The organism is Kordia periserrulae (assembly GCF_003054265.1).
Lineage (GTDB): Bacteria > Bacteroidota > Bacteroidia > Flavobacteriales > Flavobacteriaceae > Kordia > Kordia periserrulae.
In genome coordinates this window covers 152520-179002 of sequence record NZ_QBKT01000009.1, presented here as the reverse complement: position 1 = coordinate 179002, position 26483 = coordinate 152520, and the positions used below count along the sequence as shown (strand labels likewise).

Annotated in this window: 23 protein-coding genes; 5 read left to right on the top strand and 18 right to left on the bottom strand. The window is 35.1% G+C overall.

Annotation, left to right across the window (positions count from 1 at the left end; all coding sequences use genetic code 11):
- Positions 1-630: 630 nt before the first annotated feature.
- Positions 631-1308 (bottom strand): DUF4294 domain-containing protein, encoded by a 678-nt coding sequence (locus tag C8N46_RS17135; protein ID WP_108116302.1) that lies wholly within the window; start codon positions 1306-1308, stop codon positions 631-633.
- 111 nt (positions 1309-1419) lie between these two features.
- Between C8N46_RS17135 and C8N46_RS17130 the strand changes: the two genes are divergently transcribed.
- On the top strand, positions 1420-2508 hold the full coding sequence (locus tag C8N46_RS17130) for a M42 family metallopeptidase (RefSeq protein ID WP_108116300.1): 1089 nt from the start codon (positions 1420-1422) through the stop codon (positions 2506-2508).
- 76 nt (positions 2509-2584) lie between these two features.
- Here C8N46_RS17130 and C8N46_RS17125 read toward each other — a convergent pair whose 3' ends face one another.
- Together C8N46_RS17125 and C8N46_RS17120 are read right to left on the bottom strand one after the other, a co-directional pair.
- The gene (locus C8N46_RS17125) at positions 2585-3979 is read right to left on the bottom strand and encodes a M20/M25/M40 family metallo-hydrolase (RefSeq protein WP_108116298.1); all 1395 of its coding nucleotides are present in this window, start codon (positions 3977-3979) and stop codon (positions 2585-2587) included.
- Between the two features lie 25 nt (positions 3980-4004).
- Positions 4005-4883 carry a PPK2 family polyphosphate kinase gene (locus tag C8N46_RS17120; protein WP_108116320.1) on the bottom strand — a complete coding sequence of 293 codons (879 nt, stop codon included), beginning with the start codon at positions 4881-4883 and terminating at the stop codon, positions 4005-4007.
- Positions 4884-4971: 88 nt separating this feature from the next.
- Between C8N46_RS17120 and C8N46_RS17115 the strand changes: the two genes are divergently transcribed.
- Positions 4972-6183 carry a hypothetical protein gene (locus C8N46_RS17115; RefSeq protein ID WP_108116296.1) on the top strand — a complete coding sequence of 404 codons (1212 nt, stop codon included), beginning with the start codon at positions 4972-4974 and terminating at the stop codon, positions 6181-6183.
- 33 nt (positions 6184-6216) lie between these two features.
- Here the strand turns inward: C8N46_RS17115 and C8N46_RS17110 are convergent, their stop codons facing one another.
- The 6 genes from C8N46_RS17110 to C8N46_RS17085 all read right to left on the bottom strand — a co-directional run bounded on the left by C8N46_RS17110 (position 6217) and on the right by C8N46_RS17085 (position 12020).
- On the bottom strand, positions 6217-6765 hold the full coding sequence (locus C8N46_RS17110; protein WP_108116294.1) for a GNAT family N-acetyltransferase: 549 nt from the start codon (positions 6763-6765) through the stop codon (positions 6217-6219).
- Positions 6766-6771: 6 nt separating this feature from the next.
- Positions 6772-6957: a hypothetical protein gene (locus C8N46_RS17105; RefSeq protein WP_108116293.1), complete on the bottom strand. Its 186-nt coding sequence runs from the start codon at positions 6955-6957 to the stop codon at positions 6772-6774.
- An 11-nt stretch (positions 6958-6968) separates the two neighbouring features.
- Positions 6969-7172: a hypothetical protein gene (locus tag C8N46_RS17100; RefSeq protein ID WP_108116291.1), complete on the bottom strand. Its 204-nt coding sequence runs from the start codon at positions 7170-7172 to the stop codon at positions 6969-6971.
- An 89-nt stretch (positions 7173-7261) separates the two neighbouring features.
- Entirely contained in the window at positions 7262-8473 is a 1212-nt protein-coding gene (locus tag C8N46_RS17095; RefSeq protein WP_108116289.1) for an MFS transporter, read from the bottom strand.
- A 353-nt stretch (positions 8474-8826) separates the two neighbouring features.
- Positions 8827-10317 (bottom strand): tail fiber domain-containing protein, encoded by a 1491-nt coding sequence (locus C8N46_RS17090; protein ID WP_108116287.1) that lies wholly within the window; start codon positions 10315-10317, stop codon positions 8827-8829.
- A 221-nt stretch (positions 10318-10538) separates the two neighbouring features.
- Complete coding sequence (locus C8N46_RS17085) at positions 10539-12020, bottom strand: tail fiber domain-containing protein (RefSeq protein WP_108116285.1); 1482 nt, start codon at positions 12018-12020, stop codon at positions 10539-10541.
- 192 nt (positions 12021-12212) lie between these two features.
- On the opposite strand from C8N46_RS17085, the gene C8N46_RS17080 reads away from it, so the two are divergent.
- Positions 12213-12818 carry a DUF1684 domain-containing protein gene (locus tag C8N46_RS17080; protein ID WP_108116282.1) on the top strand — a complete coding sequence of 202 codons (606 nt, stop codon included), beginning with the start codon at positions 12213-12215 and terminating at the stop codon, positions 12816-12818.
- A 163-nt stretch (positions 12819-12981) separates the two neighbouring features.
- Here the strand turns inward: C8N46_RS17080 and C8N46_RS17075 are convergent, their stop codons facing one another.
- From C8N46_RS17075 to C8N46_RS17060, 4 genes are all read right to left on the bottom strand, one after another.
- Positions 12982-14214, bottom strand: a complete 1233-nt coding sequence (locus C8N46_RS17075; protein ID WP_108116280.1) for an ammonium transporter — start codon at positions 14212-14214, stop codon at positions 12982-12984.
- 8 nt (positions 14215-14222) lie between these two features.
- Positions 14223-14561 carry a P-II family nitrogen regulator gene (locus C8N46_RS17070; protein ID WP_108116279.1) on the bottom strand — a complete coding sequence of 113 codons (339 nt, stop codon included), beginning with the start codon at positions 14559-14561 and terminating at the stop codon, positions 14223-14225.
- A 192-nt stretch (positions 14562-14753) separates the two neighbouring features.
- Positions 14754-15125, bottom strand: coding sequence for a fluoride efflux transporter CrcB (gene crcB, locus C8N46_RS17065; protein ID WP_108116277.1), 372 nt, complete (start codon positions 15123-15125; stop codon positions 14754-14756).
- A 267-nt stretch (positions 15126-15392) separates the two neighbouring features.
- A complete protein-coding gene (locus C8N46_RS17060; RefSeq protein WP_108116275.1) occupies positions 15393-16439 on the bottom strand; it encodes an SRPBCC family protein in 1047 nt (348 codons plus the stop codon).
- A 221-nt stretch (positions 16440-16660) separates the two neighbouring features.
- Between C8N46_RS17060 and C8N46_RS17055 the strand changes: the two genes are divergently transcribed.
- Entirely contained in the window at positions 16661-18715 is a 2055-nt protein-coding gene (locus tag C8N46_RS17055) for a dipeptidyl-peptidase 3 family protein (protein WP_108116273.1), read from the top strand.
- A 60-nt stretch (positions 18716-18775) separates the two neighbouring features.
- Here the strand turns inward: C8N46_RS17055 and C8N46_RS20200 are convergent, their stop codons facing one another.
- Positions 18776-19012 carry a hypothetical protein gene (locus tag C8N46_RS20200; RefSeq protein ID WP_146169869.1) on the bottom strand — a complete coding sequence of 79 codons (237 nt, stop codon included), beginning with the start codon at positions 19010-19012 and terminating at the stop codon, positions 18776-18778.
- Between the two features lie 95 nt (positions 19013-19107).
- On the opposite strand from C8N46_RS20200, the gene ade reads away from it, so the two are divergent.
- On the top strand, positions 19108-20727 hold the full coding sequence (ade, locus tag C8N46_RS17050; protein ID WP_108116271.1) for an adenine deaminase: 1620 nt from the start codon (positions 19108-19110) through the stop codon (positions 20725-20727).
- A gap of 3 nt (positions 20728-20730) precedes the next feature.
- Here the strand turns inward: ade and C8N46_RS17045 are convergent, their stop codons facing one another.
- The 4 genes from C8N46_RS17045 to C8N46_RS17035 form a co-directional block, all read right to left on the bottom strand.
- On the bottom strand, positions 20731-23349 hold the full coding sequence (locus C8N46_RS17045) for a coiled-coil domain-containing protein (protein ID WP_108116269.1): 2619 nt from the start codon (positions 23347-23349) through the stop codon (positions 20731-20733).
- Positions 23350-23419: 70 nt separating this feature from the next.
- Positions 23420-24256 carry a caspase family protein gene (locus tag C8N46_RS17040; protein WP_108116266.1) on the bottom strand — a complete coding sequence of 279 codons (837 nt, stop codon included), beginning with the start codon at positions 24254-24256 and terminating at the stop codon, positions 23420-23422.
- Between the two features lie 273 nt (positions 24257-24529).
- Positions 24530-24679, bottom strand: coding sequence for a hypothetical protein (locus tag C8N46_RS20630; RefSeq protein WP_158269191.1), 150 nt, complete (start codon positions 24677-24679; stop codon positions 24530-24532).
- A gap of 60 nt (positions 24680-24739) precedes the next feature.
- Entirely contained in the window at positions 24740-26482 is a 1743-nt protein-coding gene (locus tag C8N46_RS17035; protein WP_108116264.1) for a tetratricopeptide repeat-containing sensor histidine kinase, read from the bottom strand.
- Between the last annotated feature and the right edge of the window lies 1 nt (position 26483).

The window sequence follows — 26483 nt, the reverse complement described above, 5'->3', positions numbered from 1 at the left end:
CTGATTTTTGCGGGGTGCAAACATACAACCTTTTTTAATTCTTTGAAAAACTTTTATCTGATTTTTTTTAAAGTTTTTTTCTGTCTTGGAACGTACCGCTAATCGATGATGCGTGTATCACACTTCCCGTTTTAGCGGCTGCAAATATAAAACCCTTTTTTATTATACCTAACCTTTTTTTGCCTTTTTTTATGCCTTTTTTGTAACTCGCTGATTGGTTGCTGGTTGCTGGTTGCTGGTTGCTGGTTGCTGGGTGTTGGGTGTTGGGTGCTGGGTGTTGGGTGTTGGGTGTTGGGTGTTGGGTGTTGGGTGTTGGGTGTTGGGTGTTGGGTGTTGGTAATGTATTGTTTCAATTCAATATTCAATATTTTTTTGGGTTAACGATTGAGCATTTGTTGGAGCTCCTTGCTTTGAGAAACCCAAACTAGCTTTGTTTACCATAAGGTTGTTGGTTTTAAATCTCTTATATACTTTACGCAAACCAAAAAGAGCGACTTGCGAAAGCGTGACCGTTTTTCTTTTTCCTATTAAAAAAGAAAAATGGGAACCCCATTATTGTAGGCATTAGGGATTAGGTGTTGGGTGTTGGGTGTTGGGTGTTGGGTGTTGGGTGTTGGATGTTGGGTGCAGTTATTTTTTCTCTTGTGTGGGTGTTGACCACTTATTGGTGAGTTCTAGATAGGAGAATGGTAGTGCAGATGGTTGCTCTTTTAATTGATTGTTGTAAAAAGCACGTTGCAGGATGTCTTCTATGAGGTAGTCTTCGTGATTGGATTCTGGATTGTATTCTTTTTTGAGCGAAATGTCAAATAGGTTTGCTGTTGTGTTATACCAAAATGCTTTCCAACCGCTTCGAAGTCGCTTGACGAGCTTGAAAGCTGTTTCTCCTGTTTGACGATGAATGAGCTTTACCAGTATTTGCCCTTCCGTTTTGGTTAATTTTTTGAGTTTTCCAGTAAGTTCGTCTTCAATGAATTTTTGTACACGTTTTGTATATCGTCTTCGTTTTGATTTGGAATCTATTTTATCGAGTCGCTCATTTAATGCAACTAAACGCTCTGCCGCCATTTTTGCAAATGGATATACTTTGAGTGTTTTTCTTCGAAGAATAAGATAGCGAATGCGCTCTTCTTTGGAGTCAAATTTAAGCTTGTTGAATACGATAACCTCATCTAATTTGATAGATGTTTGCGGAATGGAGTCACCTTTTATGATGAAAGGCTTTACCGTTGTCGTGTCTTGCGATATAATTTGAGCCTGACCAACAAATGCAAATAGTAGTAATATGACAAAGCTTATCTTTTTCATATACGCTTTTGATGTTTCGCTAATTTTATATCAAATTTAATAATTCATTCCATTATAACTATTAAATCTGTTTTAATATTATTATTTTCGTCAGAATTAAATTAAAAATTTATGGCAAAAAAGAAAATTATTAATAAGAAGTCAATGACTTTTTTGGAAAAATATTTGAATAATGCAGCGCCAACAGGATATGAATGGAATGGACAGAAGGTTTGGATGGATTATTTGAAGCCTTATGTAGATGAGTTTATCACCGATTCGTATGGCACTGCTGTAGGTGTTATCAACCCAAAGGCAAAGTACAAAGTTGTTATTGAAGGACATGCTGACGAAATTTCGTGGTATGTGAATTATATTACTGATAATGGTTTGTTGTATGTAATTCGCAACGGTGGAAGCGACCATCAGATTGCGCCTTCAAAGTGGGTGAATATTCATACGAAGAACGGCATTGTAAAAGGTGTTTTTGGATGGCCAGCCATTCATACACGTAATAAATCAAAGGAAGATCCACCAAAATTGGATAATATTTTTATCGACGTTGGTTGCTCCAATAAAAAGGAAGTGGAAGCATTAGGCGTGCATGTAGGTTGTGTAATTACCTATCCAGACGAATTTCATGTGTTGAATAAAGATAAGTTTGTGTGTAGAGCTATTGATAATAGAGCTGGCGGATTTATGGTTGCTGAAGTAGCGCGTTTGATACACGAAAATAAGGTAAAACTTCCTTTTGGATTGTATGTAACCAATTCTGTACAAGAGGAAATTGGCTTACGTGGAGCACAAATGATTACGGAAACGATTAAACCGAATGTTGCGATTGTGACCGATGTTTGCCACGACACCACCACTCCTATGATTGATAAGAAAACACAAGGAGAAACCAAAATTGGTGCTGGTCCCGTGATTTCGTATGCGCCAGCAGTTCAAAATCGATTACGAGAGCGTATTATAGAAACTGCCGAAGACAAAGGAATTCCTTTCCAGCGTATGGCGTCTAGCCGTTCTACAGGAACGGATACGGATGCTTTTGCGTATAGCAACGGTGGCGTTCCTTCTGCGCTGATTTCACTTCCACTACGTTATATGCATACTACAGTAGAAACTGTGCATAAGGATGATGTGGAGAATGTAATTCGCTTGATTTACGAAACATTGTTAACGATAAAAGACGGAGAAACGTTTAGTTATTTTGACTAAAGCGTCGATTTATATATAAAACAAAAGCAACATTGTGAGTCACAATGTTGCTTTTGTTTTTTTGTTTATACTACAATTACTTTCCTTTTATTTTTTTGCTTCTTTTTGTTCCGTATTTATCAAATAGATACACTAACGAAGTCATCGTAGCCGCTCCTAATTCCAATTCGCGTTTGTTAACCGCATCGAATGTGTCATTTTCTGCGTGGTGATGGTCAAAATAACGTTGTGAATCTGGGCGTAAGCCTGCCAATACAATTTGATCGTCTTTTAGCGGACCAATATCTGCGCCACTTCCTCCTTTTTCAAAAAAGTGAATTAAATACGGTTTGAAGAGATTTTTCCAGCTTTCTACTTGTGCAAAGTTTTCGTCGGAACAATCAAATGAAAATCCTCTTGGGGTGAATCCGCCTGCATCACTTTCAAGCGCAAATACATGTTTCTCACCTTTTTCTTTGGCAACTTCTGCATATTTTCTTCCGCCGCGCAATCCGTTTTCCTCATTCATAAATAATACCACTCTGATGGTTCTTTTCGGTTTGTATCCTGTTTCTTTGAGCAATCGCAATACGTCCATGCTTTGTACAACGCCCGCACCGTCATCGTGAGAGCCATCACCTAAATCCCATGAATCTAAGTGGCCACCCACAATGATAATTTCATTCGGAAATTCACTTCCAGTTATTTGACCAATAACATTATGCGATTTTACATCTTCGTATTGTTTGCAATGCATGGTAAAACTCACTTTGGTGGCAGCATCTTTTTTGAGTTGCTTGCTGAGCAATTCCGCATCGTTGGTACTGATAGCTGCTGCCGGAATTCGCTTATCTGCTGGAACATCGCCATAACTCATACTTCCCGTGTGCGGATAGTCGTCTAAACGTAAATTCATAGAACGCACCAATACGCCAACAGCACCATATTCTAGTGCTTCTTTAGCGCCAGCATATCGCTGATCGACACAACCGCCATACGCTTCAAACGTACTGATAACATCTGGTTTCATTGGACGATTGTAGAATACAATTTTCCCTTGTATTTTTTCTTTCCCTAGCGCTTTTACGTCGTCCAAACCTTGTACTTCAATGACTTCTGCTTCCACGCCACCTTCTTTGGTTGCAATAGAGCCTCCTAAGGCACATATTCTTAGTTCTGTTTTTCCTGCATCGGTAATCATGTACGCTTCTTCCGCAGCACCGCGCTCCCATTTTGGCACCATGACTTCTTGCAGCCATACTTTGTCTAAGCCTAATTTTTCTAGTTCTGCTTTGGTATATTGTACTGCTTTTGCTGCATTTGCTGAACCTGAAAGTCGTCCACCGATTTCGTTTGATAGATGATCGAGCCAAGCGTAGCTTTTTCCATTGGTCAGCGAAGTACTGTAAATAGATTTTAGTTGTTTTTCATCGTCACTTTGCGCGAAACTTACAGTACTCACAAGCAATAATGACAGTAGGATTTTCTTCATGTTAGCTATAGTTTTGATTGATTTTTTATTCAGATTCTAGTTGTTTTTTGTACAGTTCAAGATTTGCTTTGATGTCATCGTCGAGTTCTGGCGCTTTGATATCAGTGTATTCTTTTAAGGTATCATAGATGATTTTTGCTACAATATAGCGTGCCGTTTTTTTGTCATCTGACGGAATGGTAAACCAAGGCGCATGTGGTTTGCTTGTTTTATTGAGTGCATCTTCATAACATTCTTGATACTTACCCCACAATTTACGCTCTTCCAAATCGCCAGGAGAGAATTTCCAGTTTTTTTCTTTGAGTTCTAAACGGCGTAGCAATCTGTTTTTTTGTTCATCTTTCGAGATATTCAAGAAGAATTTAAAGATGATTGTTCCGTTTTCGGCTATGTGTTTTTCAAAGTTGTTGATTTGCTCAAAACGCTTCGCCCAAAAATCATCGTCAATGTCATCTACACTGTTTACGGAAGGAATATTTTCGCCAGGAATGTAATACGGATGCACGCGCGTAACCAATACATTTTCGTAATGCGTACGGTTAAAAATGGAAAACTTTCCGCGTTCTGGCAACGCAATATAATGTCGCCACAAATAATCATGACGCAACTCTAATTTGGTTGGCACTTTAAAACTGTGCACTACAACTCCGCGCGAGTTAAAATCTTTAAAAACTTCTCTGATTAAGCTATCTTTTCCTGCGGTATCCATTCCTTGCAAGCACACCAAAACGCCATATTTTCCATGCGCGTACATGACATCTTGAAGTTCTCCAAGTGCCTCTCTGACATCTTCTAGTTCTTTTTTGAGTTCTTTTTTGGATAGTCCCAAATCAAATGTTGTGCTTGTTTCATTAATTTTTATAGGTTTTGTGACTTTAAATGTGTTGGTATCAAAATGCTTCATAGGAATGTATTTTTCTTTGAAGGCTAAATATACGGATTGTCCATCACTTTTTTTGTAGTTTAGCAATCTCAAATTATTGTATTGCATTATGAAACAACAAAAGTTGATTTTCTTTTTCTGCGTATGTGTGAGTTTTTCTTTGTTTGCACAGCAAAATCAAGATTCCATTCCTCCTTTTAGCAAAAACGGAATTTCAAAACCTAGCATTCTGTCTACCAATCCGTTTGGTGTATTTATTTCTCGATTGAACCATAATTTTAAGCTTGAAGCTTCTCGCCGTATGGAACTCGATATTTCGCTCGAAAGCGGTAATGTTTGGGGACCGAATGTAAAAACGTACATTCCGAATGACCCAAATTTAAGAAGAGAAATGCGCGGTATTGCATGGTTTAGTCGACAGTATTTTGTGGAAGAAGAACAGTTAGACGCTGGTTATTTTGAAATTGAAACGGATGGTGTTATTAAAGGTTTGCGCGGTAATTTGACGATTCCCACCACAAAAAACCAAGAATTGATTGTAGGTTTTAGAGCATTTGTATTAACTAATGGAAAGTTTCCGCTTTCTACCTTGACAACTGACCGTTTTATTGAATTTTTTCACGATAATGTTGCTGGCGGCGATGATCCTTTTGACAGACGTGTTTTTGGTTTGGACAGAGCGCGATTTTTATATACTGATAGAAATGGAAGAACCTTCGATTTGGGAAATGGTGACTTTTTAAGTGGCGGAATTGAAACGCACTATTACTACTATCCTACTTTTTTAAACAACAAAAAAATCTATTTTAATTTGGGTGCGCATGTAGGCACGAATTTGTCCAAGTATAATATGTCTATGGATGTTGGTGCTTCTGCAGCTGGAGTGAAGCAATTTGACCTCAACGACCGTAATTTTGTATTGGTTGGTTTGGGAGCAAATTTGCTCAGAAAGAACGCTATCGATTTGCAAAGCGATAATTTTGATTTTGGCACGAATGATTTTATTGGAAGTTTTGAAGGCAATGCAGAATATACCTTTATCTCCAAAGGGAAAACCTATCATTCGTTTGGATTGAGTTATTATTTACAAACTAGTTTACACAAAAAAGACGAGGACAATTATAATATTTACGTGCGCGATGACGAATCGTTCAAATCTTGGGGACACGGAACGCGACATTTATATAAAGACACCAATTATTGGACGTTGGTGTATACGTTTACACGAAAAATTTCGACGTCGTTTTACATCCAACAAGATTTTACCGTAAACAACAATCCCGATTTGCAAACTGGCGTGAGTGTGAAGTTTGGGATTTAACTAATTCAGAATTATAAATATGTCTAATTATTTTTAAATGATATTTACAATAGAAACTTCTAATTTGTTTTTCCAATAATCTAAATCATTTTTATAGAAAGCAAATCTATATACATCGTGTCGCGTATTGTTTTTGTATTTTTGGTTTATAAATCTACCTTCCATTGAAAAATTACATTTTTTTAATATAGATAGCATACTCTTGTTGAAATCGTAAACATCAAAATAGATTTTATATAAATTATAGTTGTAAAATAAGAAATCTACAAAAATTAGAAATGCTTTGATTCCATAAGATTGATTGGTCATTGTTTCTGTAATAAATACTGTTACAAAGGCGAATCCGTCATAAGAATTAAAGTTGTATGCATATACGGTTCCAATTGTTTTCTTTTTAGCATTAAGTACTAAAAATTGAATTAGTCGATCTCTAAAAAAATCATTTTCAAGTTCTTCTTCAAATTCAGCTATAGAATTTAATTTTTCTCTAGATGTACAATTTTCTAAAAAGCTTAGCTCATTCCTAAATTTGAATAAGCTTTTAAAATTTTCTTTACTTAATGGTGTTAAAAATAATTGCAAATGCTTTTATTTACCGCTTCCGCTTTTCTTTGAACCACTCGAATTACCGCTATAACCTTTACGAGAATTAGGTTTATAGCTACTTGCTGAACCTTTCCCTCGTTGTTTCATACCACTAGAGCGAATTTTAGTACGTTGATTTCTATTTCCTGAAGTACCACCTCTATTTTTTCCTTTTGAACGATTTCCCATAATTTATTTATTCATTTTCCGCTATTCCCTTTTTTTTGCTTGTCAGTATTTCTCCAGCCTTTATTATAGGCCTCATTGTCTTCGTTAATCTTTTTCATTCCACTGTCAGACCATGTTAAAAAATCATCTAAGATATCATGTGGTGGTTTGTAACGACCTTCTGCACGATCTTTTTCTCCTTTATCATGATAATATTCTTTACTGTTTTTACCCATTTTTAAGAAAAATTAGTCAATTATATATGATTTTCCACTTATAACTTGTAGTTTAAGTATCTAAATATAACAAAATTAATTGAATTTACTTACAATCCTTTTTGTATTCTTCGATGTAGCCATAAAGATAATACAATAGCAATTACGCCAAACATTCCTGTTACCAACCAATTGACTTGATACCCAAATTTTGCTACGATTTCTAAGCCAATTTTCGGACTAAAAATATGCGCTACTGAAAATGCCATTGCGTATAATGCCATGTAACTTCCTTCCAATCCTTCTTTTGCTCTATTTAGTGCAAATCTGTTCGTATATGGAAAACCTAACATTTCACTCAAAGTCATCAATACAATGCTGATAATTATAATTCCAATCCAGAAATTTTGATACAATACAAAGAAGCTCAACGCCAAGAAAATACAAGACATGGTAATGTACTTTGTAAAAGGAATTTTTTGCTTTTCTAAATAATTAAGCAGCGGCATTTCGAAAACGACTATGATGGCTACGTTGAGAAATAAAATAATTCCAATTTTAAATTCATCCAAATGAAATATTTGATCATAATACAAAGGTATTGTTGTGAATAACTGAAAAAATGCCATCCCAAATAGAAAACAGATAAACGAATGAATCCAGAAAGAAACGTCTTTATACACCGCATTTTTATCTAAGTTTTCTTGTTTACTACGCAATTCTGATGGTCTTACTTTTGAATCTTTTACTAAATAGCTGAATAATACTATCGCAGTAATACACGTTACCCCATCAATCCAAAACAATAATCCATACCCATTCATTACAATAATAAGTCCAGCCAATGTTGGTCCAATTCCCATACCTGCATTGATTGCAAGACGAATTAACCCAACTGACCTAGTTTGATTTTCTAGCTTGCTGTAGGCTTTTATTGCCACGAAAATTGCAGGTCTGAATGAATCTGCAATAGACATAGTTATTAAGATACCGATACAAAATCCCCAAAATGTGTGGATGTACTGTAATGCTATAAAGCAAAAGCCAGTTAAAAAAAGACTTACAATCATTATTTTGTAGAAGCCAAATATGTCTGTTAATTTTCCTCCTAACCATGAGCCAATAACCGAACCTATACCGAAAAAGGCAAAAATAGAGCCGATATCAGTTTCAGTAAGTCCCATATCCTTTTTAAGATACAACGATAAAAACGGAATCACCATGGTTCCTGCTCTGTTTACAAGTGAAATCAGCGCTAAAAACCATATTTCTTTTGATAATCCTTTGAATGAAGCAATGTAGTTGGTGTACATTTTTTTCATGACTGTTGTTTTTTGATGATTTATAGTTAGTTTTTGATTTGGGATTGGTTTAAAAAAAAAGTCCGACTGGTGAAGTCGGACTTTTAAAATTGGGTTACATTATATTTTATATCAACACAATATATAGGCGTCCAGACTTCTTTTCCAAGAAGCTTTTTGTACGTTTTTATATACTGTGGTAATTCTCATTTTTCTATTTGTTTGAATCAAAACTACGCAAAATTTATTTACGATTGACAAAAAGTTTTTAATTTTCTGCAAATTTCTACTCACAGAAACAGTTAAAACAAAAAAAACAGCAACCAGTAGTTTCCCATCAGTTGCTGTAATTTATGAGTTGATTTTTAATATTTTTACTTTACAATCATCTTTTTGGTGATGATGATTTCTCCACCAGAAATTAAGCTGTATAAAAACATTCCTTTGCCAATATCATTCGAGTTGATGACAAGTTTTCCTTTTTCATCTCGCAAATCGTATTCTCTGATATACTTTCCAGTCATGTCAAAAATCGTAATATTTGCTTTTACATTTGGTGGTAATGTATAGCTAATCGTTGCCTGACTGTTGAATGGATTCGGAATATTTTGCTCCATAGAAAAATCAGCTTCATCTAGTAAACCTAGCTCGTCTGAAGTATTACGTGCTTTCTTTTCGTTTTCTAAAGCGGTTACTTTTTCATTCAAGTCTTGAATGCTTGAGGTCAAAATGGAAATCAATCCTGTGTAATTTACCGCTTTGTATTCGTATTCACCTACTAATTTATTTTCCTTGTCTATAATAGGTTTTTTGATAGTCGTTACCAATTCTGGGAAAACTTCTTCAATATTTTGCGCGATAAAACCGTGTTGTAATTCCGCTGGTAAGTTCAATTGATCATTTTCTTTAAACTTGTACGTTACCGCATTCAGTTGCATGATTTTCTCTAGTACATTTTCTTCGGTTTCAATTTGTTCTTTTAATTTTTTGTCAGAAGAAGTAAACATTCCGTTCACCGTTACATTTCCATCAAAATATCCTGCAAAACGATTCGTAACTGCTGCCGAATTTCCATAGATTCCTGCGCCAAAACTATTAGAAGTTACACCAGAAGGAAGTGTAATTCTTCCGCTAACTCCGTACGTATATCCACCATTACCTGTTACAAATGTACTTACTCCTGAACTGTAAAACCCATCTCTAAGACTCACGCTTACACCAGTATCGCCATACGCGCCACCTGAACTTGAAATCGAAAGTCCTGTTTTTACATAACACGATACGTTATTAACAGATTTGAATCCTGTAGCAGAGCCACTAGAACCCGATGTATTTAGCACTTCAACTCCTGTACGACTTCCACTAGATACATCCGTGTAGTCCACACCTACTCTAGTACTTGAACCTGAACTAGTAAATGGCTGCCCAAAAAACGTTTTTCCGTCATTGGTCATCGTTGCTACCAATGTTGAACTTGTAGAAGTAAAACTGTTGGCTGCTCTAAATTCTAAATCAGTTCCAGAGAACGAAGAGGCTCCAATCCACTGAATTCGTGGATTTGCATCGTTAATGTCTTGATATCCCATTGTGATGGAGCGGTTTGGTAATTGAAAACGCATTCCGTAAACGGTTTGACTTCCTGTATTCAATCTTCCAATCGAAAACCAGCGATCGTTTGTAAATCCAAAACCGGAACCTGCATCGATTTGTGTGACCAAACCTGGCTGGAATCTGAAAATTTCTCCACCACTAAATTGCTGTGGAATTGGATTGAAAATTGAGGATTGTACAAATCCTGACGATTGATTTTGCCCAAAAGCGATTGCCGCAAAAAATAGCGCAAATACGAATGTAATTTTTTTCATGATTTTAAATTTTTGGTTAATTTTTTAATATCTATTTCGAGTTGATTTTTAGTATGTAGAATAAAAAAACAGCAATCAATAATTACTACTGATTGCTGTCTGTTTTATAGTCAACTACTTTGAGGCAAGCCTACAAAGTATTCAGCAGAAACTATTAAAACATTTCGACGCAAGCGTCGGAGAATTTTTAATCTCGATTATCGAGTAAATTATCATTGTTTTTACTTTACAATCATCTTTTTGGTGATGATGATTTCTCCGCCCGAGATTAAGCTGTATAAAAACATTCCTTTGCCTATATCATTCGAGTTGATGACAAGTTTTCCTTTTTCATCTCGCAAATCGTATTCTCTGATATACTTTCCAGTCATATCAAAAATGGTAATATTTGCTTTTACATTTGGAGGCAATGTATAGCTAATCGTTGCCTGACTGTTGAATGGATTCGGAATGTTTTGCTCCATAGAAAAATCAGCTTCATCTAGTAAACCTAGCTCGTCTGAAGTATTACGTGCTTTCTTTTCGTTTTCTAAAGCGGTTACTTTTTCATTCAAGTCTTGAATGCTAGAAGTCAAAATGGAAATCAATCCTGTGTAATTTACCGCTTTGTATTCGTATTCACCTACTAATTTATTTTCCTTATCTATAATAGGTTTTTTAATAGTCGTTACCAATTCTGGAAAAACCTCTTCAATGTTTTGTGCAATAAAACCGTGCTGTAATTCTGCTGGTAAGTTCAATTGATCATTTTCTTTAAACTTGTACGTTACCGCATTCAGTTCCATGATTTTATCTAGTACATTTTCTTCGGTTTCAATTTGTTCTTTTAATTTTTTGTCAGAAGAGGTAAACATTCCGTTCACCGTTACATTTCCATCAAAATATCCTGCAAAACGATTCGTAACTGCTGCCGAATTTCCATAGATTCCTGCGCCAAAACTATTAGAAGTTACACCAGAAGGAAGTGTAATTCTTCCGCTAACTCCGTACGTATATCCACCATTACCTGTTACAAATGTACTTACTCCTGAACTGTAAAACCCATCTCTTAAACTCACACTTACACCAGTATCGCCATACGCGCCACCTGAACTTGAAATCGAAAGTCCTGTTTTTACATAACACGATACGTTATTAACAGATTTGAATCCTGTAGCAGAGCCACTGGAACCCGATGTATTTAGCACTTCAACTCCTGTACGACTTCCACTAGATACATCCGTGTAGTCCACACCTACTTTAGTACTTGAACCTGAACTAGTAAATGGCTGCCCAAAAAAGGTTTTTCCGTCATTGGTCATCGTTGCTACCAATGTTGAACTTGTAGAAGTAAAACTGTTGGCTGCTCTAAATTCTAAATCAGTTCCAGAGAAAGACGAAGCTCCAATCCACTGAATTCTTGGATTTACATCGTTAATGTCTTGATATCCTAATGTAATAGATCGGTTAGGTATTTGAAAACGCAATCCGTACACATTTTGGCTTCCCGTATTGAGTCGACCCAAAGAAAACCAACGATCGTTCGTAAAACCGAAACCAGAACCTGAGTCTAATTGTGTGACGATACCAGGACCAAATCTAAATGTTTCTCCACTGATTGGACTAGGTGTTGTAATGGTAGTTGCAATACTACCAGAAGATTCATTTTGCCCCAATGCAATAGCAGCAAAAAACAAGGCAAATACTAATGTAATTTTTTTCATAAGTTTTTGAATTTTTGGTTAATTGTTTAAATTTATCATAAAAAAGTTAAACAAAGTTACGGGAATACCGTAGTTTTTTTATTATCAGTTAGTTATGCTATCTTTTAAAAAAGCATTTGAAGAAATATTCAATATGTTTGTGACATATTGTACTTTTGAAACCTACGTTTAATCAATTAAAATCTATAACGGATGAAAAAGTGGTGTCTATTGATAAGTCTATTGATACTGAACATTAGTTGTTCGCAAGAAAAAAATCAAGTAAAAGGAGAAACTGAGTTTCAAAGAGAACTGAATGCAGAATATAAAGATGCTTCCAAATCACCTTTAAAAGAAAAAGATTTGAAAACTTTTGAAGGACTCGATTTTTTCCCAGTGGACGATACCTATAAAGTGACAGCTACATTTAAGCGCACGCCCGATTCACCTGTATTTAAAATGCCTACTTCTACCGATAGAAAGCCAGAATATCGACGTTATGGCATTGCAACATTTACATTGAACGGAAAACAATTTTCATTGGAAATTTATCAAAATCAGTCATTAATGAAGGAAGAAGAGTATAAAAATTACCTCTTTTTACCATTTACAGATGAAACGAATGGCTTTTCAAGTTATGGCGGCGGACGTTATATTGACTTAGAAATTCCTCAAGGTGATACTATTGAAATTGATTTTAACAAAGCCTACAACCCATACTGCGCATACAATGACCGATATTCGTGTCCTATCCCGCCAAGGGTAAACTTTTTACAAACGGAAATCAACGCAGGCGTAAAAGCTTTTGACAAGCATTAAATTTTAGCTATAAACTAAAAAAACAAAACGAGCACAGTAACTACTATGGTTATGCTGTGCTCGTTTTTTAATCTCGATTATCGAGGATAACGTACGTTTGGTAAGTCTAAATTGTAATATTGAACTATAACCTTTTAACCCGAATTACCAACGTACGCTATATTTAATGATCGTTTAAACGGAAATCGCCATACGCTTGCATTCCGTGTTCGTGAATATCCAAACCTTCTACTTCTTCTTTTTTGGAAACTCGGATACCTGTAGTTTTCTTCAATGCGAATAAAATTCCGAAGGAAGTCGCACAACAAAATGCGCCAATTATCAAAATACCATATACTTGATGTAAAAATTGGTCAATTCCTGCCAAAGCGCCAAAAATTCCGACGGCGAGTGTTCCCCAAATTCCACAAATTAAGTGTACAGAAATCGCTCCTACAGGATCGTCTAGTTTTAATCTATCCAACCAAGAAACGGCAAATACGATTAAAATTCCGCCAATACTTCCAATAATAATCGCATCTAAAACGCCCATTTGGTCAGCTCCAGCGGTAATTGCGACTAAGCCTCCCAAAATTCCGTTCAATACCATAGAAAGGTCATTTTCTTTGTATTTGATAAATGAAACTATAAAAGCTCCCAAACCACCAGCTGCTGCCGATAAACAAGTTGTGACCAATACGAGTGAAGTCGCGCCAGGAGCAGCCGAAAGTACCGAGCCGCCATTAAACCCAAACCAGCCAAACCACAATAATAATACGCCTGCAGTTGCTAAGGGTAAATTGTGACCAGGAATCACTCCAGAAACACCATTTTTAAATTTTCCGATACGTGCGCCTAACAATATCACAGCCATCAACGCTGCCCAGCCACCGACAGAATGTACAATGGTAGAACCTGCAAAATCATAAAAACCTAAGGTTTCTAAGAAGCCGCCGCCCCATTTCCACATACCTACGATTGGATAAATTAATCCTACATATAGCAATGAAAATATGATAAAGCTTCCCAGTTTGATACGTTCTGCAACCGCTCCAGAAACAATAGTTGCTGCCGTTGCGGCAAACATTGCTTGGAATAAAAATTCGGTCCAGTACGTGTATTGTCCTTTGGCATACGCAGCTGTCAAACCGTTTTCAGGAAGTAAAAGTCCGAAGCTTTTAAATCCTATCCAGCTTCCTTCAAAAGCTTCTCCAGGATACATGATGCTAAATCCGATAAGCGTATAGGTGAGCAATCCGATGATAATGATGATAATATTTTTAAATAGTATGTTGATGGTGTTTTTGGCGCGTGTCAGCCCGATTTCCAAAAAAGAAAATCCTAAGTGCATGATGAAAACAAGCGCAATACAAATCATCATCCATATATTGTTTGCGGTAAATAAAGAAGTGTCCATAGTAACTGTTATTGTAGTGATGCTGTTCCGTTTTCTTTCGTTCTAATTCTGTATGCTTCCTCAATGTTGGAAACAAATATTTTTCCATCACCAACTTCGCCCGTGTAGGCGTGTTTGAGTATCACATCAATTGTTTTTTCTAGAAAATGGTCAGAAACCACTATAGAAATATGACGACGTGCTATATCGCGCGTGCTGTAACTTACGCCACGGTACACATGTCCTTTATTCTCATTTCCAATACCTGTTACATCCCAATAGGTAAAGAAATTCACTCCAATTTCATGAAGTGCGTCTTTTACATCTTCAAATGTTGATTTACGAATGATCGCTTCTATCTTTTTCACGTCTAACTAAGTTTAAGTACTATTCGTTTTTTGAAATTTCCGTGCTAAAGATAAGTATGTGCGTTAAAAATTAGGGTGTTGATTGTAATTTTTATGAATTTTTAGATTTTAACCCTATTTTTTTTAGGGTAATTTCATTTTAAAGTAGTTTTACTAAAATATTTCTAATGATTTTTAAGGGTAGAATTATAATTAGAAGTATTTCACCAAAAATATTCCTAAGAAGACTGCGGCAAATCCGATAATAAAACTTGCAATGGTGTAGAAGAAGAACGTCATAAAGTCGCCTGACTTTAAAAAAACGTGATTTTCGTAGGCAAATGTGGAAAATGTAGTGAAGCCACCACAAAAACCTGTAGCAAGTAATAACGTGTATTGCTGACTGATGGCTTGGTTTTTAGCGGCAATTCCCAAGATGATTCCGATAAGCAGACTTCCTAAAATATTCGCCGCAAAGGTTCCATACGGGATTCCGTTTGCTGGACTGTTTAAGAATTTGGCTAAAAGATAGCGCATCGCGCTTCCAAATCCGCCACCGAGAAAAACTAATAAGAGGTGTTTCATTTTTATTTAGAATCAAGAGTTTAGAGTCAAGAATCTAGATTCAAGAATCTTGACCCTAGACTTATGCCCTTACAGGTTGATATTAACGTCATTTTGAGCTTGATACTGAATCGAGTTTAGCCCAGGCTTCAGAATCTCTTCATTTAATTTACAACTGTTAAGAGAAATTGAATTAAGAGTCCAAAAATAGAAAAAGAGTCAAGAACCTAAAACAAAGAATCTTGATTCCTGACTCTTGACTCTAGATTCTAGACTCTCTTAAAAAATTTATTCTGCGTCAGTAACTAAATAGTAAATATCTGTTTGAACTTCTGCTGGTTGTACTTCCATTGGATCATTTTCATAGAGTTCCCAAACTGGTCCTGCAGGCATAAGCTTATTTTTGGTCATATATTCAGCAATCTTAGCATGTGCTTCCATATCGCCTACACCATACGGTCCAAATTTGGAAATTTTTACAATTTTCCCTTCTGGTCCATCCATAATGGTCAATCCTTCTGATTTTGGAAGTTTCTCTGTGGAATGCACCAATAAGCCAATATAAAATTCAGCTTCTTTGGTTTCTTCATCCCATTTGGTGTATAAAGAACCTGGTGTATAATCGAGCTTATTCATTTCTCCGTATATTCCTGCTTTCGGCATAAATTCCATAAACAGTTTGTTCATTTCGTCAATCGCGGCATCCGTTGTTGTCTTTTGAAAATAGCCTACAAATTGCTTTCCAGAAACTTCTCCTTGCGTTACTTCTCCCAATCGGAAAGTGGCTTGTGGCATATTCTTCATTTGCTCCGTGATGACTTTGTCTAAATTTTCCAATCCTTTGGCATAATCTTCTCCTACCATATTGTCCATTCCGCCAGAAATCGCAACAATAGCTTTAAACATAAATCCCATATTATCACCTTTCATTGTCCAAGTGACATTGGTGCCGTCTTCTACTTCTTCCAAATTCCAAGTAACCGTACTGGCATCAAAATCGTCAAATTTTAATTCTTGTGTTAAGGATTTGTTGGCTACCATTTCCAAATTGGTCATTGTTCCGCCGCCACTTTCTTCACTTGTCCAACTGTACGAACCGCCAATTCCTGAGGTTTGTTCAGGATACGTTGCTTTAATCGTTGTGTCTTTTTCCATCCATGGATTCCACGCTTCCCAATTTTTAAAATCGCTTACGTTATTAAATACCACGGCTGGTGGTGCTTTAATCACTTTACTTCTGCTTACCTCATAGCTGTTTGGTCTCGTAGCAATATAAATTGCGCCTGCAACAACCACAACAAGCAGTAATAACAGTACATACTTTAAAATTTTCATATCGTTTAGGTGTATTAGTTAGTATTGCTAATGTACAAATTTTTAATGTTTTGTTGAATTGTTTACATTTGTCAGAATCGGAAAAAAATCGATAGGTGATTATTTTTCGATTGCGAGTTCTAAAACCAATAAAAAACGACTGAAAAATATCAAGTTTAGCATGTCTAAATTTACATAACACATATTCAGTTGCAGTAACCAAAAACACTAAAAACAAACAAATGAAATTAAAATCAATTGCAGGAATTGCCTTGGCGGCAGGAATGCTATTTTCTTGTGCAGAAGAAACTAAAGAAAAAACAAAAATAGATCCATATGAACCTCAATTTATTGAAGTCGCTGAAAATGGAAAAATGGAAATTAAGGTAGAAGAATTCGGTGATGTTGATATTTTACGATACGAAATACCAGGATTTGATAACTTAACTTTAGAACAAAAGAAATTAGTTTATTATTTAACACAGGCTGGGCTTGCCGGTAGAGATATTATGTGGGATCAAAATTATCGTCACAATCTCACTATCCGAAAAGCTTTGGAAAATATATATGTTAATTATGAAGGAGATAAAACTACAGACGATTGGAATGCCTTCGTAGAATACTTAAAAATGATTTGGGTTTCAAACGGTATCCATCATCATAATTCAAATGATAAACTAGAGCCAGGGTTTTCTGCAGAATATTTAAAAAGTTTACTCGAAGCCACAGACACAAAATTAACTGGAGAAGCTTTTGACGTGATTTTTAATGATAAAGACATGAAGAAAGTCAACAAAAAAGCAGGTGTTGACAATGTCTTAGTTTCTGCGGTGAATTTTTATGGACCAGATATCACTAGCAAAGACGTAGAAGAATTTTATGCAACTGCTTATAAAGGTCCAGAAGGAAGACCTATTGAAGCTGGATTGAACTCAAAATTGGTTCGTGAAGACGGAAAATTAGTCGAAAAAGTATGGAAGTCTGGCGGAATGTACGGCGAAGCGATTGATAAAATTATTTATTGGTTGGAAAAAGCAAAAGGTGTTGCCGAAAACGAAAAACAAGCAAACACTTTAGGCTTATTGATTGAATATTACAAAACAGGAAGCTTAGATACTTGGGACAAATACTGCATTTCGTGGGTAACTTCAACAGGCGGAGATATTGACTGGATTAACGGATTCATTGAAGTATACAACGACCCAAAAGGATACAGAGGTTCATACGAAACAATTGTACAGGTGAAAGACGTTGACATGTCAAAAAAAATGCAGGTCTTATCAGATAATGCACAGTGGTTTGAAGACAATTCTCCTTTAGTAGAAAGCCATAAAAAGAAAGATGTTGTTGGTATATCTTATAAATCAATAAACGTAGCTGGAGAAGCCGGAGATGCTTCACCTAAAACACCTATCGGAGTAAACTTACCAAACAATAACTGGATTCGTCAGCAACACGGTTCAAAGTCAGTTTCATTAGCTAATATTATAAATTCATACAATCAAAATGGAGGTTCAGGAAGATTGAAAGAATTTGTACATGACGAAGAAGAATTACAACTAGAATTAAAATATGGTAAATTAGCAGACAAATTGCATACTTCTCTTCACGAAGTAATTGGACATGCTTCTGGACAAATTAATCCGGGAATCGGGCAACCAAAAGAAACCCTGAAAAACTACGCTTCTACGATGGAAGAAGGACGTGCTGACTTGGTTGGATTGTACTATTTAATGGACCCAAAATTGAAAGAATTAGGCTTGGTTGAAGATACCGAAGGTGTTGGAAAAGCAGCGTATGACGGTTATATCCGAAATGGGTTGATGACACAGTTGATTCGCTTAAAATTAGGTGATGACGTAGAAGAAGATCACATGGTGAACAGACAATGGGTTTCTGCGTGGGTTTTTGAAAAAGGTGCCAAAGATAACGTGATTGAAAAAGTAACGCGTGATGGAAAAACCTATTACAACATTAACGATTATGCAAAATTGCGTGAATTATTCGGACAATTACTACGTGAAACACAACGTATCAAATCAGAAGGTGATTTTGAAGCGGCTAAAGCGTTGGTAGAAGGTTACGGAATTAAAGTTGATCAAAAAATTCATGCGGAAGTATTGAAAAGAAACGAGCAGTTTAAAGCAAATCCGAATGGTGGCTTTGCAAATCCTTATTTAGTTCCTGAAACTGATGATACAGGAGAAATAACCAATATTAAAGTTATGCAACCGGCAGCATTTGACAACCAAATGTTGTTTTATGCAAAGAACTTTGGTTTTTTAACTCCTCAGTAATATTTTTTTAGTAGAGGTCTTTCGAATTGATGATTCGAAAGACCTTTACTATATTATAAACTATATATAACATGCTATATTTAGTGAACAAAACAAACCGCATGTTTGTACCTGAGTTTGCGGCTGAGGCTCAGGAAGACAAGGACATGTGTTATCACAAGTTCCTGTTTGTGGACATTGCTCACAATTAGTTCTTCTTTCTGACTTTTCCTCTCCTCCAATGACTTTATATGAGTCATTCAATTTTGAAATAATATTTTTTCTTAGTTTCAAATTACTTAAATTCTTTTTTTTCATAATTAAATCGTTTTAATGTTTTACTTTCACTAATACTTTTTAAAACGTAAGCAAAAACTTCTTATTGTAAGTTTTTACGTTAAAATTTTACTAAAATGAAAATACAAGGAAACATCGTCGACATCGCTAATCGAACTATTTTTAAAGGAGAAATTCATGTAGAAGCAGGAAGAATTTTGCAGATTGTCAAAAAAGAACATTCGGTAGAAAACTATATCATTCCTGGCTTTGTGGATGCACATATTCATATTGAAAGTTCGATGTTGGTTCCGTCTGAATTTGCACGTTTGGCGGTTTTGCACGGAACAGTTGCTACGGTTTCCGATCCGCATGAAATTGCGAATGTACTTGGAAAAGCGGGTGTGGAATTTATGATTGAGAATGGTAAAAAAGTACCGTTTAAGTTCAATTTTGGTGCGCCATCGTGTGTGCCAGCAACGAGTTTTGAATCGGCAGGCGCTGTGATTGATTCGGACGGAATTAAAGAATTACTCGCCAAACCAGAAATCAAGTATTTGGCAGAAATGATGAATTATCCAGGTGTGTTGTTTGACGATGCGGAAGTACTAAAAAAAATCGCTTGGGCGAAACATTTTAACAAACCTGTAGACGGTCATGCGCCAGGTTTGCGCGGTGATGACGTTTCTAAATATATTGCGGCAGGAATTTCAACCGACCATGAATGTTTTACCTACGATGAAGCCTTGGAAAAACTACAAAAAGGCATGAAAGTGATTATTCGTGAAGGAAGCGCCGCTAAGAATTTTGAAGCGTTGATTCCGTTGTTGGATGAACATTACAACGAAATGATGTTTTGCTCGGACGACAAACATCCTGATGATTTGCTAGTCGGACATATCAACGAATTGTGCGCGCGTGCGGTTGCCAAAGGAAACGATGTGTTTAAAGTATTGCAAGTCGCCTGTATAAATCCCGTGAAACATTACAATTTGGACGTTGGACAGTTACAAATTGGCGATGCTGCCGATTTCGCCATTGTGGAAGATTTGACGAGCTTTTCGGTATTGGAAACCTATATTGACGGCTTCCGAGTTGCTTCTGGGGAAACGACGCATATAGAGAGCGTGCCGTTTGAAGTGCTGAATAATTTTAATACTTCACCAAAACGTGTGAATGATTTTCAAGTCAAAGCCACGAAAAGTGAAATCCGCGTTATAGAAGCTCTTGATGGTGAGTTGGTAACTAACGAGCTGATTGAAAAAAGCTTGGTGAAAGATGGCAATTTGGTATCAAACGTTGAGAAAGACATACTAAAAATGACGGTCGTCAATCGTTATCAAGATGATGCGCCAGCGATGGCGTTTATTAAGAATTTCGGATTGAAAGAAGGCGCGATTGCTTCTTCGGTGGGACACGATTCGCATAATATTATTGCTGTGGGCGTTTCGGATGAAGCCATTTGCAAAGCTGTGAATCTTTTGATTGCTAACAAAGGTGGAATTTGCGCTGTTTCGGATTCGGTAGAAAAAGTCGTTTCGCTGCCTGTTGCGGGCATTATGAGTGACAAATCGGGTTGGGAAATTGGTGCCGCTTACGCGGAATTGGACCAATTAGCCAAACAAATGGGAAGCACGTTACGCGCGCCATATATGACACTTTCCTTTATGGCATTGTTAGTAATCCCGTCGTTAAAACTTAGTGATAAAGGCTTGTTCAACGGGACTACTTTTGCGTTTACTTCGTTGGAAGTTTAGTTTTTATTTTGCTTTTACTGCACCCAATCCTAAGGTAAAGCGATATCCGAATTGCAGTTGAAAGAAAGCATCTTTACTGCTACCAAGATCATGAATACTTCGCATTCTTAAGAAAACAGATTGTGATTTGTTATTGTTTGGATAGTAGAAAATTTCAGCGTTTACAGCTTTTGTTTCCAATTTGCTAGGTTCAATAATATTGTTCTTTTCGTATTGCCCGACATTTGAGTATTTTTTTACTTCAAAGCCTACGTTGAGTCCAAAATTATTTAAGCGTTTCAATTCAATACTTGCCCCAATTCCCACACCAAAAGTTCTAAAATTTATAAGTTCGTCAGCATCAAAATCGACTGTTTCCTCTTCAGGGACTTGTCTTTTTACATTTGTCACATGATAGCTAAGCGGGACGTAAAGAGATATCCAAAATGGAATTTCTTTGGCAAATCTAAATTGGAAAAAATTCGTATTGAAGCCCATTTCCAAATTAGTTTTTTCCAAAATGGAAAGCTTTCTATTTTCAAATTCGTATAAGTCAAGATTAAGAGAGTCTGGCAATGGCAATGGCAATGGTAATGCTTCTACAAAATTATCTTCTTTGTCCAAACGAGAATATCGCACATAAGGAGATACTTTTTTGAATATGTAAATAGAGGTTTTACTAAAGTTAAACGGATGAATAAAAAAATCAGCTTTTCCTTCTATCTGAAATAATCCATTTGCTTCATCACCGAACAATCCAATGAAATCTGTGTACGTACGAATATCTAATACATTTTGTAAATGACTGTTATTGATGATTTGATATGAGCGTCTTTTTTTAGTTTTCTCTTCATCATCTTCTTTGGATGGAAAGGTATATGAAACATCATCTGGCACATAATTATTTCCAGCATTTGGATGGTAATCCAATACGTCCGTATATCGTACTCTTAATTCCTCTAATGCTTGATTATTATAAATATTGTCTCCATTTAGACTTACATAGTGAGAAAATTTGAGAGCCGCACCTCTTTGTGGAGATCTTCGAGAATAGTTTAGTAAACTCACTGGATCGGTTCCTTCAAAGTAAAAATGTATTTTTCCATCGAGCGATTCTAAAATAAGTCGCGAATCAACAATACCACCATCTAACAATTCTATTTGAATCGATTTGAAAATTGCTTTTTTAGGAACCTCTTTATAATTACTACTTACAATATCACTTGCTGTTTCCACCGTAATCAATTTATCAGGTGCTTCTTTATTGAGTTTTGTGTTTTTAAAATTTTCAAGTTTGTCAGTCTTTTCAACAACTTCTTTATCAACGTATAAATTAATCACTTCATTGTCTCCTGGAATTTCAAACGTCCCTAAATTGGTTTTGCTATCAATACTAAACACATCTGCTAATACTTTTTGTGTATTTTCATTGCTGAGTAAGTCTTCTTTTTTAATAGGTTCGTTATCACCAACAATGATAAATTTTTTCGTATCCCTTTTTACCTCTTCTGCGTATAAACCACATTTTTCAGATGCATACGCATCAACGACAGCGGCATCAATATTTTTTTCTTTTTTGAGAAACTTTTTATATGCTTTAAATTCTTTACAAGAACTTTGTATCAACGCTAAAGTTTCATCGTTTTTTCTAACAAGTTCTCTATTGATTTTTTTAGCAGTTTCCAACTGCTCTTTTAGCTTTTCAAGTTTGTCTTCATCTTTTTCCAAACTAATTTCAACCTCTAGTTTTTTAACATCGGCAGCTTGCGCAATTACTTTTTGCTCAATTTCTTTTTTAAGGTCTACAATAGCGTCAATCGATGCGATTCTTTTTTCAATTTCTTTTTTGGCATCGTTTGTTTCTTCTGCGGAAGCAACTGATTTTTGAACATACAACGTGCAAGCAGGAACTTTATATGCTTCTAAAATAATATCTTCAACATTGTATTTTTCTTTTAGCATTTTTTTGTAATTGGAGAAGTCTTGGCACTTGCTGTTAATTTTGAAAATTAATTTTTTATTATTTTCAATTTTACGTTCTAATATATTTTCTTCGTTAGCTAATTTTTTCTTTAATTCAACTCGATTATTTTCAGCACTTTCTATTTTTATCTGATTCTTCGTAGTATTTACGTTATTCTTCGCAGTTGCTACTTCAGCATCTGACGCAAAAATTTCTTGTTCAAGTTTCGCTATTTCCTGTTGTTTTTCTTTTAGTATTTTTTCTACTCCATCAGCATGTTTTTCATTTTCTGCGGTAGCATCTGTATAAAAATCACAGACACGCACTTTAAATTTATCTAAATATTCCTGCGAAACATCTTGATGCTTTTTTAAAAACATTCTATACTCTCTGTAATCGTTGCATTGAGTTACAATTTTTTCTTTAGTCGCTTTCTCTTGCTTCTCTAGTGCTACTTTCTTTTCAATCTTGCTTTTCTTCTTAGTCTCATCTTTCTCAGCTATGATTTCATTTTCAAGCGTTGCTATTTCCTTTGATAGCTTTTCCTTTTTATCTACTGTTTCGTAGAGTTCTTTTTGTTTGTTTTCTAATTGTTTTTTGAATGTACTTTCGGGAATTTTTTGAGCATATACTATCGTTACACAAAAAAAACAGGCAATTAAAAGTGAGAATAATTTCATGGTGTTTTGGTTGTTGTTAATTTACATAAATGTACTATTTTTAAGCTATTTGTTAATAGCCTCACATTAACTATTTCACTTGAAATGGAGATTGTTTATAGAATTTAGGGTTTGGTCGCCCTATATATTTTATTTCAGGTGTTTGTGGTCTTGTAATAGATTTTGTAATTAAACGATGGAATTGTCGATAATTTCCAGAAAACTTACCTCCATTCCAAACTTTTTTTAGATGATTGGTAAATTCCCCGTTAAAAAAACCTTCATAAGCAGGCTCATTGCTCAAACTTGCAGATATAGATATTATTGATGCTTTAATATCTTTATCTATAATCATTTGTTTTTTATTTAGTATTAAATCATAGAATTCTTTATTTCTGTAATATGTCGTATGTGCAATCTCCCATGGTGTTGATTTGTAAGCTAGTTTATTATCTACAATATTTATATTTGTGATTCTCTGTAAATCATTTGTTGGATTATTATGCATTCTTACCACATCGCCACTAAAACAGCTATCAGAAATAAAGACTATTCTAGTTTTGTCTTTAAAAAGTGTCCATAATTCCCTTAATTCATCATCAATTAATTCACCGTCGTATAAACACCAAGTCTCATCTAAATCATCATCTTCATCTGAATTAAAATCTGGCTTTACACTTCCATGACCAGAATAAGTGATAACAACTATATCATTTGTTTTTGACTTGTTTGCCAATTCTTTTATGTATTTAGTTACATTTTCTCTAGTCGCATTTTCGTTTAATAATTTTTTTGTTTGATAACCTAAAGAACTCATAATGTATTCCATATCTGTTGCATCATTTACACAAGCCTTTAGCCTTCCATCCCAACTATAATGATTTTGATCGATATAATTTAAACCAATATGTAGTGAATAAGCTTTCATAATAATTAATTTTAAGATTTTAATAAAAGTATTGTATTATTTGAGCTAATTCTATACCCATCTTTGGGTATTTTAAAATTCCGTTAAATAAGTAATATCTACCACAATGGCAGTTTCGCGACCGATGGTGCTATCAATTATCAGCGTTCCCTCCAAGTGTTTGATGTGTTTTTTGACAAATAAGTTCATTATTAACACAAAAAGTTAGAATCACCTATGTTTTTTTATAGTCAATTCTAACTTTCTGATAATTTTCTGTAAAAACTAAAAATATTAATTTACTTTTTTACATTTATGAGCTACTACACCTCCAACTAAAATATTTCCTGTTTTCACTTCTGGTCCTCCTTTAATTTCTGTTTGTCGCAAATCAGAGATTGGAGTTTTTTTAATACTGATACTTTTCAAATTTCTTTTTTTCATAATAAAATGATTTTATGTTAGACTTATGTAATTTAAAAAATAATACATATGTGTGTCAATTTATTTAATTTGAATATCAAGAATTATAGTAGTTCCTTTCCCAACAGTACTATCAATAGTAAATGTTCCTTCTAAGTGTTGAATGCGTTTTTTTATATTATTGAGTCCGATTCCTTTTTCTTTGATAGTATGCGTATCAAAACCTTTTCCATTGTCTTCTACGATGATATTTAAGCTGTTTTCAAATTGTGTGAGTTGAATCGTTGCTTTAGTAGCTTCTGCATGCTTGATGCAATTGGTAATCAGTTCTTGTATGGTTCGAAATAGCGATAATTCGAGTGAGTTTTCCAATCGGTTTTCCAATCCGTGCGCTATGACTTCAATGTCAATTTTGTTTGCGCTACTGATTTTTGATGCCATATTTTTCACAGCAACCAATAAGCCCTCATTCGCAATAACTCCTGCATTTTTGACATGCGATAAATTTCGAATTTTGTCATACGCTTCTGCCAACAAGGATTTTGTTTTAGAAAGTGCATTCGGACTATTTTCAGAACCTACATTTTCCAAATGCAGATTGATAGTCGCCATCAATGCACCGAGATCGTCGTGTAAGTCTTCCGCAATGCGTTTGCGTTCTTTTTCCTGCCCTTCAATCATAGCGTCAATACTCGCGAGTTCTTGTTCTTGCAATAGGTTTTCTACTTTTTGCGCTTCTAGGTCTTTGGCTTGTTCGGCAAGGAGTTGTTTTTTTCGGGTATTTTTTTGGAGTAGGTATGCAGAGATTATTACTAGGGCGAGTAGCGCTAGTGCGATTGTTAGGTAGGTGTTTGTTTTTGCTTGATTTGCTCTTAACTCAGCAGTTTTATATTTTTCACTAATATCAGCAATATTTATATTTTGAGCGATATCATTTATACTATCATTAAGAGTTTTCCATTTTTGGTAATATGAAATTAACTTTTTGTAATCTTTAGTTTTTTCTAGATTTCTAATAATATTATCATAATATAATAATCTTGTTTTTTTGTTAGACTCATTAACAAGAGAAAGTGCTTTTTCTAAAAACAATACAGCTTTTTTGGGCTCTCCTTTTAATTCATACGCTTTGGCTTGATTATTATAATTATTGGAAATTAGAATACTATGCTGTTTGTCAACAAAAACAGGTAACGTCTTCTCATAAAAATACAAAGCGGAATCTACATCTTTTTTAACTGAATAATATAAAGTCCCTACATTCATCTCTACAGCTGCAATTCGAAAAGTGTCTTTGATGAGTCGAAGTTGCTCTAAAGTTTTCTCATAATAAAATTTAGAATTATAAAAATCATCAGAATTCATATAATCCGATGCAATTCTTGAATATGCACGTGCTAATTTTAAGGTGTCTTTTTGGGATTTCGCATACTCAGAATATTTGTTCAAATATGATTTCGAGTCTATCTCCAAATCATTTTGATGACTTAATAAAATATGAAGTTCGTAGTTAGTGTCTGCTGCCTCTTTTAAACTGTCAAGAGAAGAAAACTTTTTTTCTGCTATCAATAAATCATTAAATCCCAAATCATGTTGGTCATTTTTTCGGTAATTCAATCCTGAATAGAAATACCATAAAGCTTTATCATAAGACTCTAGTTCAGTTGTGTCAATTTTTTTTAATAATTGTCTAGATTCTTCTACAGAAAATTTATTAAAGTTATCTGACAAAGAGTCTAACAGTGAATTCTGAGAAACGCAAAAACCAGCAACTAACAAAAGTGCTGGTAAAATAAGTTTTTTTGTATGTAAAAGTAGTTTCATA

Excerpts from the sequence above, each read along its gene's own strand:
- C8N46_RS17120 (WP_108116320.1), bottom strand. The coding sequence starts at position 4,883 with ATGAAGCATTTTGATACCAACACATTTAAAGTCACAAAACCTATAAAA.
- C8N46_RS17060 (WP_108116275.1), bottom strand. The coding sequence starts at position 16,439 with ATGAAAATTTTAAAGTATGTACTGTTATTACTGCTTGTTGTGGTTGTT.
- C8N46_RS17130 (WP_108116300.1), top strand. The coding sequence starts at position 1,420 with ATGGCAAAAAAGAAAATTATTAATAAGAAGTCAATGACTTTTTTGGAA.
- C8N46_RS17035 (WP_108116264.1), bottom strand. The coding sequence starts at position 26,482 with ATGAAACTACTTTTACATACAAAAAAACTTATTTTACCAGCACTTTTG.
- C8N46_RS17100 (WP_108116291.1), bottom strand. The coding sequence starts at position 7,172 with ATGGGTAAAAACAGTAAAGAATATTATCATGATAAAGGAGAAAAAGAT.
- C8N46_RS20630 (WP_158269191.1), bottom strand. The coding sequence starts at position 24,679 with ATGAAAAAAAGAAATTTGAAAAGTATCAGTATTAAAAAAACTCCAATC.
- C8N46_RS17040 (WP_108116266.1), bottom strand. The coding sequence starts at position 24,256 with ATGAAAGCTTATTCACTACATATTGGTTTAAATTATATCGATCAAAAT.
- C8N46_RS17105 (WP_108116293.1), bottom strand. The coding sequence starts at position 6,957 with ATGGGAAATCGTTCAAAAGGAAAAAATAGAGGTGGTACTTCAGGAAAT.
- C8N46_RS17085 (WP_108116285.1), bottom strand. The coding sequence starts at position 12,020 with ATGAAAAAAATTACATTAGTATTTGCCTTGTTTTTTGCTGCTATTGCA.
- ade (WP_108116271.1), top strand. The coding sequence starts at position 19,108 with ATGAAAATACAAGGAAACATCGTCGACATCGCTAATCGAACTATTTTT.
- crcB (WP_108116277.1), bottom strand. The coding sequence starts at position 15,125 with ATGAAACACCTCTTATTAGTTTTTCTCGGTGGCGGATTTGGAAGCGCG.
- C8N46_RS17080 (WP_108116282.1), top strand. The coding sequence starts at position 12,213 with ATGAAAAAGTGGTGTCTATTGATAAGTCTATTGATACTGAACATTAGT.
- C8N46_RS17055 (WP_108116273.1), top strand. The coding sequence starts at position 16,661 with ATGAAATTAAAATCAATTGCAGGAATTGCCTTGGCGGCAGGAATGCTA.
- C8N46_RS17125 (WP_108116298.1), bottom strand. The coding sequence starts at position 3,979 with ATGAAGAAAATCCTACTGTCATTATTGCTTGTGAGTACTGTAAGTTTC.
- C8N46_RS17135 (WP_108116302.1), bottom strand. The coding sequence starts at position 1,308 with ATGAAAAAGATAAGCTTTGTCATATTACTACTATTTGCATTTGTTGGT.
- C8N46_RS17075 (WP_108116280.1), bottom strand. The coding sequence starts at position 14,214 with ATGGACACTTCTTTATTTACCGCAAACAATATATGGATGATGATTTGT.
- C8N46_RS17115 (WP_108116296.1), top strand. The coding sequence starts at position 4,972 with ATGAAACAACAAAAGTTGATTTTCTTTTTCTGCGTATGTGTGAGTTTT.
- C8N46_RS17090 (WP_108116287.1), bottom strand. The coding sequence starts at position 10,317 with ATGAAAAAAATTACATTCGTATTTGCGCTATTTTTTGCGGCAATCGCT.
- C8N46_RS20200 (WP_146169869.1), bottom strand. The coding sequence starts at position 19,012 with ATGAAAAAAAAGAATTTAAGTAATTTGAAACTAAGAAAAAATATTATT.
- C8N46_RS17045 (WP_108116269.1), bottom strand. The coding sequence starts at position 23,349 with ATGAAATTATTCTCACTTTTAATTGCCTGTTTTTTTTGTGTAACGATA.
- C8N46_RS17095 (WP_108116289.1), bottom strand. The coding sequence starts at position 8,473 with ATGAAAAAAATGTACACCAACTACATTGCTTCATTCAAAGGATTATCA.